This is a genomic window from Salinispora sp. H7-4 (assembly GCF_013416675.1).
GTDB classification, from domain to species: domain Bacteria; phylum Actinomycetota; class Actinomycetes; order Mycobacteriales; family Micromonosporaceae; genus Micromonospora; species Micromonospora vitiensis.
Window position 1 is genome coordinate 208,110 of sequence record NZ_JABZED010000050.1, and the last position, 11,808, is coordinate 219,917.

The 11,808-nt window shown below is 68.1% G+C and carries 14 protein-coding genes and 1 pseudogene; 10 read left to right on the forward strand and 5 right to left on the reverse strand.

Going from position 1 to position 11,808, the window contains the following annotated elements; all coding sequences use genetic code 11:
• Positions 1-84 precede the first annotated feature (84 nt).
• Positions 85-1,098 carry a phosphatidylinositol-specific phospholipase C domain-containing protein gene (locus H0524_RS19995; RefSeq protein ID WP_180200031.1) on the reverse strand — a complete coding sequence of 338 codons (1,014 nt, stop codon included), beginning with the start codon at positions 1,096-1,098 and terminating at the stop codon, positions 85-87.
• Positions 1,099-1,460: 362 nt separating this feature from the next.
• Here H0524_RS19995 and H0524_RS25065 point away from each other — a divergent pair, with 362 nt between their 5' ends.
• Positions 1,461-1,784, forward strand: coding sequence for a hypothetical protein (locus tag H0524_RS25065; RefSeq protein ID WP_255436073.1), 324 nt, complete (start codon positions 1,461-1,463; stop codon positions 1,782-1,784).
• On the opposite strand, the gene H0524_RS20005 is transcribed toward H0524_RS25065, so the two are convergent.
• Complete coding sequence (locus H0524_RS20005) at positions 1,781-2,551, reverse strand: TetR/AcrR family transcriptional regulator C-terminal domain-containing protein (protein WP_180200007.1); 771 nt, start codon at positions 2,549-2,551, stop codon at positions 1,781-1,783. The two genes, H0524_RS25065 and H0524_RS20005, sit on opposite strands and share 4 nt — an antisense overlap.
• 156 nt (positions 2,552-2,707) lie before the next feature.
• Between H0524_RS20005 and H0524_RS20010 the strand changes: the two genes are divergently transcribed.
• The 4 genes from H0524_RS20010 (at position 2,708) to H0524_RS20025 (ending at position 6,347) form a co-directional block, all read left to right on the forward strand.
• A complete protein-coding gene (locus H0524_RS20010) occupies positions 2,708-3,706 on the forward strand; it encodes an ATP-binding cassette domain-containing protein (RefSeq protein WP_180200008.1) in 999 nt (332 codons plus the stop codon).
• The gene (locus H0524_RS20015; protein WP_180200009.1) at positions 3,703-4,518 is read left to right on the forward strand and encodes an ABC transporter permease; all 816 of its coding nucleotides are present in this window, start codon (positions 3,703-3,705) and stop codon (positions 4,516-4,518) included. The genes H0524_RS20010 and H0524_RS20015 overlap by 4 nt, the downstream gene beginning before the upstream one ends.
• A gap of 382 nt (positions 4,519-4,900) precedes the next feature.
• Entirely contained in the window at positions 4,901-5,197 is a 297-nt protein-coding gene (locus tag H0524_RS20020; RefSeq protein ID WP_018726503.1) for a DUF1540 domain-containing protein, read from the forward strand.
• 319 nt (positions 5,198-5,516) lie between these two features.
• Positions 5,517-6,347, forward strand: a complete 831-nt coding sequence (locus H0524_RS20025) for a DUF2470 domain-containing protein (RefSeq protein ID WP_180200010.1) — start codon at positions 5,517-5,519, stop codon at positions 6,345-6,347.
• A 128-nt stretch (positions 6,348-6,475) separates the two neighbouring features.
• On the opposite strand, the gene H0524_RS20030 is transcribed toward H0524_RS20025, so the two are convergent.
• On the reverse strand, positions 6,476-7,195 hold the full coding sequence (locus H0524_RS20030) for a DUF2470 domain-containing protein (RefSeq protein ID WP_180200011.1): 720 nt from the start codon (positions 7,193-7,195) through the stop codon (positions 6,476-6,478).
• A gap of 48 nt (positions 7,196-7,243) precedes the next feature.
• Between H0524_RS20030 and rpsD the strand changes: the two genes are divergently transcribed.
• Positions 7,244-7,852, forward strand: a complete 609-nt coding sequence (gene rpsD, locus H0524_RS20035) for a 30S ribosomal protein S4 (RefSeq protein WP_180200012.1) — start codon at positions 7,244-7,246, stop codon at positions 7,850-7,852.
• Between the two features lie 59 nt (positions 7,853-7,911).
• Here rpsD and H0524_RS25470 read toward each other — a convergent pair whose 3' ends face one another.
• Positions 7,912-8,181, reverse strand: a complete 270-nt coding sequence (locus H0524_RS25470) for a hypothetical protein (RefSeq protein ID WP_180200032.1) — start codon at positions 8,179-8,181, stop codon at positions 7,912-7,914.
• A 10-nt stretch (positions 8,182-8,191) separates the two neighbouring features.
• On the opposite strand from H0524_RS25470, the gene H0524_RS25070 reads away from it, so the two are divergent.
• Complete coding sequence (locus H0524_RS25070; protein ID WP_309225167.1) at positions 8,192-8,512, forward strand: hypothetical protein; 321 nt, start codon at positions 8,192-8,194, stop codon at positions 8,510-8,512.
• 354 nt (positions 8,513-8,866) lie between these two features.
• Positions 8,867-9,574: a DUF2975 domain-containing protein gene (locus H0524_RS20045; protein WP_180200033.1), complete on the forward strand. Its 708-nt coding sequence runs from the start codon at positions 8,867-8,869 to the stop codon at positions 9,572-9,574.
• A gap of 57 nt (positions 9,575-9,631) precedes the next feature.
• Here H0524_RS20045 and H0524_RS20050 read toward each other — a convergent pair whose 3' ends face one another.
• Positions 9,632-9,868 carry a hypothetical protein gene (locus H0524_RS20050; RefSeq protein WP_180200013.1) on the reverse strand — a complete coding sequence of 79 codons (237 nt, stop codon included), beginning with the start codon at positions 9,866-9,868 and terminating at the stop codon, positions 9,632-9,634.
• A gap of 84 nt (positions 9,869-9,952) precedes the next feature.
• Between H0524_RS20050 and gadC the strand changes: the two genes are divergently transcribed.
• Both gadC and H0524_RS25475 read left to right on the forward strand, forming a co-directional pair.
• Complete coding sequence (gene gadC / locus H0524_RS20055; protein WP_375372017.1) at positions 9,953-11,494, forward strand: putative glutamine/gamma-aminobutyrate antiporter GadC; 1,542 nt, start codon at positions 9,953-9,955, stop codon at positions 11,492-11,494.
• Positions 11,495-11,640: 146 nt separating this feature from the next.
• A pseudogene (locus H0524_RS25475) lies at positions 11,641-11,808 on the forward strand (S1 family peptidase); the annotation flags it as partial.

The following is an 11,808-nucleotide window of genomic DNA, read 5'->3' on the forward strand; positions in this document are numbered from 1 at the left end:
GTCCGGTCCGCGTCGGGCCGGCGACAGTAGCGCCGCCGACACGACGCGGACCAGAGCGAACCAGAGCGTGGGCGGTTACGGAATCTAGCCCTGCTCCCCGCGCGGCACCACCATCGACTGGATCTGCGGTAGCTGGGTCCAGTCACTGGTGATGATGCTGGCGTTGGCGCCGGCCAGGAGCAGCAGGCGGTCCCGGGCCTCCGCTTCGGTGGGGTTGGTGCTGCTGATGGCGGGTGCCACGGAGTGCGCACTGGTCATCACCAGCACGTAGTTGTTCTCCGCGAACCAGGTGGTGTCACGGTTGAACCACCCGGAGGCCCCACTGTCGAAGACGACGAACCAGGGGCGGATGTCGGCGTCGTACTGGTCCCGGGGGTCGCCGCTGGCGGCGCCCCTGGCGGCGGGGAAGATCTGCGCATCCTCGATCTCTCCTGCTGCCGCGAGATCATGAAGGTGCTCCGCGTACTGCTCGTTGGTGGGCGACCAGTCGAATGGATTGTTGTTCTCCACGGTGCCGGGGATGACCTGGAGCAGCACCCGTCCGGCGAGTTCCTCCCGGGTGGGCCAGTTTCCCATCCGGGCCGCCTCGTCGAGGGAGCCGTACCATCCGCCGTCGGGCTTGGCCAGCAGGTCGGCGGGGCGGAAGACCCGATCGCCGAGTCGGCTCCGGACCAGGCTGTCAACCTGATCCACACCCATGCCGAAGGCGGTGGCGAGGCCCAGCTTCGGCTCGATCTTGAGCATCAGGGGACCGCTGTCCGGGTGGGCGTCGAGCCAGACGCGGATGTTGTCCAGACAGTCGCCGAGGTGCTTGTTCCGGCTACCGGCGTAGAGGTCGGCGAGGTTCGACCCGGTGGTGCAGTTGTTGTTGTTACTCAGTGGCTCGTCGTGGCTGACCTTCCACTTCCTGGTGAAGATGTTCGGCCAGATGTCGATCTCGATCAGGCTGGTGCCGGTGTCCAGCGCCTCGGCCAGATAGTCGAAGGCCCCCTGCTCGTAGGTGTTGTGGATTCCGACAGTGGTCGCGGATGTGAAGGGCATGTCGTTGGCAGGGGCGGCCACGGCTGGTTGGACCGGCGCCGTCAGGCTTACGATCATGATGGCGGCGACGGCCGACGCGCGACGTGCTAGCACTCATCCTCCTCGATGTTCGGGGGTCCACTGAGGCTAGCAGTAGATCGATGGACGTAGGTTTAATGGCAGGTTTGACCCAAGTGCCATCTGGTCGGGTACCGAGAGCCCGACAAGGTCCGATGTAGCCGAGGGTCACCGATTCGAAGTAGGGCAGCGCACGGCCGACTGCCGCTGCCCACGGACGTGCTGCGCCCATGGTGGGCGCTCGCCGCGGTCTGCATCGGCATCCCGCTACTCTCCGCGCTGGTTGCCACCGTCTTGCTGCGGCGGGTCGTGGTAACGCCGCTGGGTGTGGTGCGACGGGTACGGACGCACCGGCCGAAGCCGTGGCCCGAGCCGTGCTCTGGCAGTCAATGGCGCCGGCGGCGCTGGGCGTGCTGCTCGCGCTCGCGGTGGGCACCGGGTTGGCGTACGGCCTCTTCGGCACCAAAGTGACCGATTACGACTTCAGCGTCTGCCCGGCGGGTGACTGCGAGCAACCGCGGATCGTCCGGAATGTGCCGTTCCCCCTGGTCGATGTGGCCCTGTTCGGCGTCGGCGGCCTCGTGGCGCTGCTGGTGGCCGTCGGCCGGCCTACTCTTCCTTCGGGCCAGCACCGCACTGGAGGAGCTGCGCGTCTGAGTGCACCGAGGGCGGCGAGCAGCGGCTAGCCCCGTTCCGCGCGGGCGGCGACGTGGGCCTCGATGCCCTCGATCAGCTGCCGCAGGCCGAACGTCAGGTCAGTTTCCGTGCTGGTGGCCTCGCCGGCGGCTTCGGCGGGGAGGTCGAAGGTGCCGGCTGACAGCAGGGCACTGAGGGTGGGAAAGCGGTCCGGGCGGGCCACCGCGGCCAGCGCCTCCCCGAAGGAGATCAGGTCGTCTTCGCCGGCCGCCCGGGCCAGGTCGGTGGAGATCCTGGCCAGGCCCTGGGTGGCGCCGGTAAGGAAGAGGGCCAGCGACACCATCTCCTCGTACGTCAGGCCGATGTCTTTGATGACGGCCAGCAGCGCCTCGAACCAGGCCAGCTGGTGGGGGCCGATCGGTTGGCTGATCTGGGCCCGCAGCATCCACGGGTGGGCCTGGTAGCGACCCCACAGCGCCGTGACCCAGGCCTCGACCCGCACCTGCCATCCGCCGGGCACCGCGTCGAGGCCGGGCGGCGCGCCGGATGCCTCGTCGAACATGGCCTCGACCAGGTGCTTCTTGCTCGGCACGTAGCGGTAGAGGGACATCGGGGTCACCTCGAGCCGCTTGGCGACCTGCTGCATGGAGACGGCGTCGATTCCGTCGGCGTCGGCGATCGCGATGGCGGCCACGACGACCTGGGTGGCGCTCAGCCCGGGCCTCGGCCCGGGGCTGCTGCGCGGGCGGTCGCCCTCGCGCCAGAGGAACTCGAAGGTGCGTGACCCACCACCCGGCGGAGTCTGCTCGGAACCCATCGTGCCGCCCTTCCGTTGACACCCCACGCTAACCGTGTATAGCGTATAGCCATCAGTATAGGCCATATACCGTTGCCACCGGAAGTCGGTCCCGGCCCATTGGCGGCACTAGCACCGCCGCCACCGGGAAGCAACGACAGGAGAGGCGGAAGGGAAATGGAGCACGAATACACGATTCAGGTTCGGGGCCTCCGAAAGGACTACGGGAGGGTCGAGGCGCTCAGGGGGGTGGATCTGGACGTTCGCCGGGGCACCCTGCTGGCCCTGCTCGGCCCCAACGGCTCCGGCAAGACCACCGTGGTGAAGACGCTGAGCACGCTCACCCGGCCATCGCGCGGATCCGTCGTCGTCAACGGCTACGACGTAACGCGGCGACGCAACGGAGTGCGGAGCTCAATCGGGATGGTCAGCCAGTTCGTCGCACTCGACTGGCTGCACAGCGGCCGGGAAAACCTGGTGCTGCTGGGCCGGCTCCAGAAGCTCAGCAAGACCAACGCCACCCGCCGGGCAGCGCAGCTACTGGAACGATTCGAGTTGACCGAGGCCGCCGACCGGCCGGTCAAGACCTACTCCGGGGGTATGAAGCGCCGGCTGGACCTGGCCGCCAGCCTGATCGTCACCCCACCCGTGCTGTTGCTGGACGAGCCCACGACCGGCCTCGACCCGCGCAGCCGGGCGGTGCTGTGGGCGGCGATCAGGCAGCTACTCGGCGAGGGCATCACCATCCTGCTCACCACGCAGTACCTGGAGGAGGCCGACCGGCTGGCCGACCAGATCGCCGTCCTCAACGACGGCCGGATCATCGCCCGGGGCACCGCCGACCAGCTCAAACAAGGCGTGGGCCGGGAGCGGGTGGCAGTTGTGCTGAGCGGCCCCGAGGACTTCCGCCGGGCCGGCGACCTGCTCGTCGGGCCGGGCCTCACCCGCGACCCGGAGACCCGAACGATCAGTTTGGCGATCGACGGGCCGTCGCGGGTCAAGCACCTGCTCGACCTTCTGGCCGAGCACGGCCTAGCGATCGACTCGCTGTCGCTGACCAAGCCCACCCTGGACGACGTCTTCTTCGCCCTCACCCAGCGGGCGAGCGACCCTGCGGACGCCGACTCGATGCCCGCCCGCCGCGAGCCCAACGACGAGCTGGGAGCCCTCCGATGACCAGCCAGACCCAGACCGGCGAGGGCTTCGCCCGGCCGGACACCCGAACGAAGCTGTACTGGGCGATCAACGACAACCTCGTCCTGATCGGCCGACATCTGGGGCACCTGACCCGTAGCCCCGACCAGATCTTCACCGCGCTCATGTTGCCGGCGACCCTGCTGCTGCTGTTTCGTTTCATGTTCGGTGGGGCGATCGACGTCGGAAACACCGCCTACGTCAACTACCTCGTCCCCGGCATTCTGGTCATCGGCGTCACGATGGTCGCTGTTTCCACCAGTGCGGCCGTCCAATCCGACATGCAGGAGGGCGTGGTCGACCGGTACCGCACGATCGCCATGGCGGATTCCGCGGTAATCATCGGTCACGTCGTCGCCGCCGTCGTCCGCGCGGCGATCTCGTTGGTCGCCATGGTCGGCCTTGGAATCGCCGTGGGATTCCGCCCGGCCGGCTCCGCTTTCGACTGGGTGCTGGTCGCCGGGACACTCCTCCTCTTCGCCCTCGCGTTGGCCTGGGTCGCCGCCACGCTCGGCCTGCTCGCCAGGTCGGCGGACGGCGCCAGCGGGCTCGGCCTGATCCTCATGTTCAGCCCCTACGCCAGCAGCGCCTTCGTCCAGCCGGAGACGCTCCCCGACGGTCTGCGCGGCTTCGTCGAGCACCAACCGGTGACCCTGGTTGTCGACACCGTCCGTGCGCTCCTGCTCGGGCTGCCGGTCGGCAACACCGGCTGGTACGCGGTGCTCTGGTGGGTCGCGATCCTCGGCGTGGCGGCTCCGGTGGCCACTCGGCTCTACCACCGCCGGTACGCGTGAGGGCTGAAACCCCGTACCGGATGCCGTTCGCACGTCAGTGGGCGGCCATCACTCAAACGGGTCGGAGTTAGGCCGGCATCCCGTCAAAAATCGCCGAAGTAAAACGCTGAAACAAGGGCTACAACTAGGTTTAGCGAGCAGGCAAAGCAAGACTTACCTAACCTAGGTAAGGCTTACTTACTCCGCTCCGGCGCAGCAAACAACGAAACATGATTATTCTTTACCGGGTGACGTTTACTGCTACAGTGTCGGCGTCGGAAAAACCCGCAGTCTGCACCGGCTCAACGTTTACGTCTCGTCGCTGCGGCAATGCTGACTGACACCTTGTTACGCCGCGCTGGCTCGTTCCGGCCTGCCGGCCCGCACGGCCTTGGAGGCATCAATGAAAACTCTGCTGCAGTCACCCCCGGTACGCGAATGCGCCGCCACGGCGTGCAGTTTCAACGACGGCGGCTGCCACGCTCCCGCGATCACCGTGGCCTCGGCGGGTGACGCCGCCTCCTGCGCGACGTTCGTGCAGTCCACCGTCTCCGGCGGGGTCGCCGAGGTGACCGGCGCGGTGGGCGCCTGTGCCCGCTCCGAGTGCACCTTCAACACCAACCTCGCCTGCACCGCCGAGTCCATCACCGTCGGCCCCGGCGCCACCGTCAGCGACTGCCTCACCTACCGGCCCGCCTGACCACCGGCGCACCGGTCCACCCAGAGCCCTCGGCGCAGCAGCCGGGGGCTCTGGTGTGTGCCCGGTCGGCCCGCCGCCACCCTCGGCGGTCGCCCGGACCTCACCCTCGGCGGTCGCCCGGACCCCACCGGCCCACGGTGAACTGCCTCACCTGCGACATCGGCAGCCGAGCACCGCGCTTGGCAAGGTTAGGCTTACCTATTAGAGTCGAGTCCCGAGGCCGAGCTCACTTCACTTCCATGGCCGAGGGGACTACATGGCGTTCCATCCAGGCGACTGGTCAGCGAGTCTGACCGGTTCAGCGCCCGCCCGTGGGGCGATGGCGGAAGCAGCGCTCGCGGGCATCCGCGTCCTGCCGACCGACCACCACGCGGTGATCTCGCGCTCCGCCCTCTCCACCGCCACCTCCCTGCGGCTGCGTCTCGGCGACACCGCCATTGACCTGGTCCAGTCGCATGCCCTGCTGCCCGACGGCACGGTGATCCTGGCGGTCGACGCGATGAGCCCGACCGGTGGTCTGCTGGTGGCGGCCCGTGGGCGACGCGGCGAGGTGCAACTCGACGTGACCCAGCTCGTCCCGGTCGCCGTCCGCTCCCGGGTGCGGGCCAGAGTGCGGGTGACGGGCACCGCGCACCGATTCGACCCGGCGAACCTGGAGTCCTGCGACGCCGACACGGTGCTGTCCCTGCTCGACCTGCCCCCCGTCGCGCTCTGGACGGTCGAACCGGTCGAGGTCACGGTCACCAGCGGCGACGATGAGGCCCTGGTGTGCACCAGCGCTTACCGGGCGACCTGCCCGGATCCGCTCGCCACTGTCGAAGCCACCCACCTGCAGCATCTGATCCGGCACCATCGGGACGCGGTGGACCAGCTCACGACCCTGATCAATCCGGAGTTGACGGCGAAGGCGACGCGAGTCGTGCCGGTTGCGGTTGACGCCGACGGCATGGTGCTCCGCGCCGAGGCGCCAGACGGCCACCTCGATGTCCGGCTGCCGTTCGCCCGCCGGGTCACCTCCAGCGCCGACCTCACGGCGGGGCTGCGGGACCTGCTCGCCAAGGCCACACCGCACCAGTCCGGCTGCTCGCCCCACGGCACGGCCGCCCCCTGCGGCCTGCCAGCGGCGGAGTGCGCGATTCCGTCCGTCTGATCGTCAATCCAGCCCGGGCCTTCTGACCGTCAACTCAGCCTGGCCCGCCCGCCAAACCCTACGAATACCGACGAGCCTCCTCGTCCGCTTTCCCACTCAGCAGCTGGCGGGGGGACGGAGGCTGCCGGTCACCAGATCCGGGAACGCCGACCGCAGACGGCACCTCGCTCCACCAGCGCGGCCATGCGCTCGCGGAGCTCATCCGGGTGACGCAACGCCGGGGTGAACCCGAGCCGGACGTCGCGGTGGCCGCTCGCCCGTTCCAGCCGCAGCACCAGTCCGTGCCGGTCCAGGCGAAGCGGAACCACCCGCCGTACGCCGTACCGGTGCCGTGGTGCGACCAGACGGCAGAGCGATTCGACCGTACGCGGGTGGTGGCGGTCGAGGTGGCAGAGGAGTTCCGCCTCTTCGGCGGCGAGCGGGTCTGGTTCGGCGGCGGCGAAGTCATCCGGGTCCACCGTCGTGGTGGCCCCGTCGACGCTGAGCTCGACGGCGGCGAGATCGAACTCGACGGTCAGGTCCTCGTTGTCGCCGGTGTCGCCGGTGTCGCCGGGGGCGACCGGGGTGAGCCAACCACTGAATGTGCCACGACCACGGACGCGCTCCCGGACCGGCGTCGGTGCCACGTCGGTGATCTCAACGACCGCCGCGACCTCGCGCTGGCGGGTGATGTCGGTGGCCAACCGGCTGTTGACCGGGAGGTCTATCCGGATCCGGCCGCGCGGATCGAGCGTGTGCCGGTTGATCAGGTCGGCCCGGTGCCCGGGTGTCCGCAGCTCCAGTGAGGCGGCCGCGGCGACGATCGTCCGGAGCCGCTGCGCGGAAGCCGCGGGGTAGGTGTTGCTCAACCTGGCACCTCCTATTAGGTTAGGCTTACCTTACTAGAGAGGTGCAGAATGAACCAGTCCCGTCCCAAGGTCAAGCGCTCCCGCGCCCTCGGCATCCCCCTGACCCCGAAGTGCGTGCGCTACTTCGAGCGCCGCCCCTTCCCGCCCGGTCAGCACGGCCGATCCCGCAGGAGCACCAGCGACTACAAGATCCGACTCCTGGAAAAGCAGCGGCTGAAGGCGCAGTACCACGTCAACGAAGGGCAGCTACGGCAGGCGTTCACCCGTGCCGCCCGGCTCGAAAGCAAGACCGGCGAGGCCCTCATCGTCGACCTGGAGACCAGACTGGACGCACTGGTCCTGCGGTCCGGGCTGGCGCGGACGATCTACCAGGCCCGACAGGCGGTCACCCACCGGCACATCACGGTGAACGGACGCCGGGTCGACCGCCCGTCGGCCCGGGTGCGCCCGGATGACGTCATCGCTGTCGCGGCCGGCAGCCGCACCAAGACGCCCTTCGTCGTCGCGGCGGCTGGGGCCCACGCTACGGAAAAGTCCGCGCCCTACCTGTCGGTCAACCTCGCCGACCTGACCGCACAACTGGTCCGGCTACCGCTACGGTCCGAGGTGCCGGTGACCTGCCAAGAACAACTCGTCGTCGAGTACTACTCACGCTGAGCCTCCGTGCCGGCGCATCGCCGTACAGGCCAGTCCGGGCGTCATCCGCTACGGAAGAACTAGGGGCATTCCACCGATTTCGTCTCTATCTTCAGCCCACTGGGCCCGATGAAGCTGCTCCACATGGTCGTGAAGTTGCCACAGGCGGTCGTCCAGGACGAGCTACCTGCCCGGAGATCGTCCAGGTGAACGAGCTCGTCGGTCGGCTCGCCGCCACCACCCTCGACGCCGGTGCTGTACACCCACGTTCCGGACATGGCACGGGGCGAGTAGATGGACGTTTCCAGCTTGAACGGCCCCGACCCGACGATGCGCGAGCACAGCTTGATTTCTTGCGCGGTGCTGCACTTCTGGGTCGAGCCGGCGCTGGGCTTGGCCGGCGATGACGGTGCCGACCCGGTTCGGGTCGGCACACTGGAGGGGGCGGGCGCGTCGGTCGCGGCCTCCCCCGCTGGCGTCTCGGACGGGGATCCGGATTCGGACGGGGACAGTGAGGGGGACGGCACGAGTGCGGCGGTGGTGGTCGGCGCGGGTTCGGTGCCGGGGAGCGTATCGGCCGCAACGCCGGTAGCCGACGGCTCCGCCGGTGGGTCCGCCAGCGCGCTGAAAGCGACCGCGGACAGCATGACCGCCAGGGACACCACAACGACCAGGTGTTGACGCCGCAGTCGGGCCGGGAGTAACTGGCTGGCGTGCTCACGCCACCCGGCGGGACGCTGGACCCGTACCGCGTGGACCGGCTGCCTGTCCCCGTCACTCTCCGGTGGCAGCGAGGGCGTGCTGGCAGCGAGCCCCTCCGCAGGAGGGTCGCCGGACTTGGGCGAGTCAGTCATGGGCTCCGATCCCGGGTGTCGAGTGTTCGTCGGCGGGCGACGCGAGATCGATTGTGGGTCGAAGGTGAGATCCGGTCAATTCGCGACTGTTCGATGCTTTAGGGGTTAACGGGTCATTGCCGAGCCGCTACCGTGCCCTGGAGGCTTGGACCAGGGAAGCGGGGAGTTACGGGTGAACGCGATGACGACGGCGGCCAAGCGCCTGCTGACCGGTCTACTCGGCGTGGCCGCCACGGCCGTGCTGGCGTTGGGCGTGTGGCCGACCGCGGTCGGCCCGTCCGGCCTGGACCTGGACCCCGGCCTGTCGCGGGCATTTGGGCCGCAGCCGTTGCCGTCGGTGGAGGTGCGGCCGGGAGAGCGGTTCGCCGAACGGCAGCAGTCTTCCGGGTACGCGTACCCCCAAATGTTCACCTGGACGCACACGTCCGACGGCACCCGGGATGCGGCAACCGGACTACCGCCGGTGGAGCTGTTCACTCCGTCGATGGGCCTCTCCATCCTGGCGCCGAGTTGGGCCGAACGGATCGGCCTGGCCGGGCCGCGACTCGCCGCCCAGGGGCTGATCTTGTGGGTGCTCTGGTTGCTGTGGCGCATCGTGCGCACGGTTCCGCAGGTGTTCACCACCGCCAACACCCGCCGCATCGTCCACATCGGCCTCATCGTGGCGATTGGCGGCAGCGGCGTTCAGCTACTCAGCTTCGCAGCTCACCAGGCGATCGTCGCCCGCTCCGCAGCCGCCGGCATCCTGGAGGTCGTCTTCTCGTTCTCCTTGACGCCGCTGATAGTCGGCACGCTCGTCCTCCTACTCGCCGCCGCCCTTCGGCAGGGAGTGCGGCTACGAACGGAACTCGACGCGTTGGCGTCGAGGTCCGGGCAGGCGGCGCGCTGATTGCCGAGCGCGTCGTGCGGGGATGCGGAAACCACTGACGGCGGGGAGGCGGGGTAACTAACCCTCGTCGCGCGGGTCACCGGACCGCACCCGATACCACTTGCGCAGCACGAGCGAGCAGAGAAGCAGCCCACCTGCAGCGAGGAGGAGCCAGCCCGAGTGCCGGCCCGCCGAATGAGGATCGCGGATAATTTCGTCGAGGAGGACGATCAGACCACTGACGGCGGCGAGGCTGGCGAGGAATGCGGCGAGCACACCCCCGATGGTGATGATCCCCTCCGCCCAACTGCGCATGCTCTACCTCCCGAAACAGCGATCGTATGCCGGCCGCGCACGTAAGGTAAGTCGGACGGAGCTTGGTTACCGCCGGGGGTCGTGATGGCTTCCTCAGACGTAATGCCATCGGCCAAAAGCCCAGCGAAAATCACTGTTGTCGGGCTGGCGATGCTCAACATCGTCGCGGTGCTCAGCCTGGACGGCCCGCCGACCGAGGCCAAGTATGGACTGAGCGCAGCTTTCTTCTACCTTTTTGCGGCCGCCTTCTTTCTCATTCCGGTCTCGCTTGTCGCCGCCGAACTCACCACCGGATGGCCCGAGAAGGGCGGCGTGTTCAGGTGGGCCGGAGAGGCGTTCGGGGCCCGCTGGGGGTTCCTGGCCATTTTCCTGCTTATCGCGCAGGTGACGATCTGGTTCCCGCTGGTCCTCACCTTCGCCGCAATCTCTCTGGCCTACACCGGTCCACAGGCCACAGTCGACGAAAAGCTCTCCGGCAACCAGCTCTACGTGCTGCTCTCCGTGCTTGCGGTCTACTGGCTCGCCACCGCCATCGCCGCCCGCGGGGTAGCCGCCTTCACCCGAATCGCGAAGTGGGGTGGGATTGTCGGAACGATCATCCCCGCTGCCGCCCTCGTCACCCTCGGCGCCGCCTACCTGGTCTCCGGCGGCACACCACAGATCCAACTGGACCGGGGTGCCGCGATCCCCGACCTGAGCAGCCTCAACAACCTGGCGCTCGCCGCGAGCATTTTTCTCTTCTATTCCGGCATGGAAATGAATGCGGTCCACGTCCAAGATGTGAAAAACCCCGATCGAAACTACCCGGTGGCGATACTGATCGCGGCGGCGGGAACGGCGTCCATTCTCATCCTGGGAACCCTCACGATCGCCTTCGTCGTACCAAGAGGCGAGACCGGCAGCACCGAATCCCTGCTCATCACATTCATCGACGGACTACACTGGTTTGGCCTGTCCTGGGCGACGCCGATTCTGGCGTTCGCGCTCGCGATCGGCGTTCTGGCCGGCATTGTCACCTGGGTAGCCGGGCCATCCACCGCCCTACAGGCAGTGGCGAAAGCCGGCTACCTTCCCCCCTCCTACCAGGCCACCAACAAAAACGGGATGCCCATCCGGATCATGCTGCTTCAGGCAGCCGCGGTCAGTGCCGTGGCGGTGGTGTTCGTCTTCATGCCATCGGTGGAGGCGGCCTTTCAGATCCTCAGCCAGCTCGCCGGACTCCTCTACCTGGTCGTGTACCTGATCATGTTCGCCTCGGCGATCTATCTCCGCTATCGCCAGCCCGACCAACCACGGCCATACCGGGTGCCGGGCGGGCTGGCCGGCATGTGGGTCATCGGCGGAGCCGGCTTCGTCGCCTCGACACTCGCCCTCGCCTCCAGCCTCGTACCGCCAAGCCAGATCGGCGTCGGCAGCCCCGCACTCTACCTCGGCCTGCTGATCGGGCTGGCCGCCCTGATCATCACCACCCCACTGCTGCTATACGCGCGTCGAAAGCCGCACTGGCGCGACCCCGCCAGCGAAGTCGCACCGTTTACCGATGAGCCCCGTGACGACCGCTCCGGCGGAACTCCCACGCGGAGACAGGGCCCCGCCGAAGCGGCAGAGGCCGACGCTGACGAGTGACCATGTCCCGCAGCATCTACCAATATCGACATTGTCAAGCATTAAAAGTGCTGATAAATTAAATTAACTAATCGTTTCACGCCGAATAATCTTCATGGGCCAAGACCCGTGAGGATAACGGCTGCTGCCCCTCTGGGGAGGTTCAAATGAAATCCACCCTTTCCTCGTTCCGTCGGGCTGGTGCCGTCGCCGCCGCCGGCACGCTGGTCGCCAGCGGACTCCTGGGAGCACCCACCCAGGCCGCACCCGCCGCATCCGCCTCCCCCGAAGCCGCCACCAACCTCGCCGAACGCCTCGGCGACCGCACCGCCGGC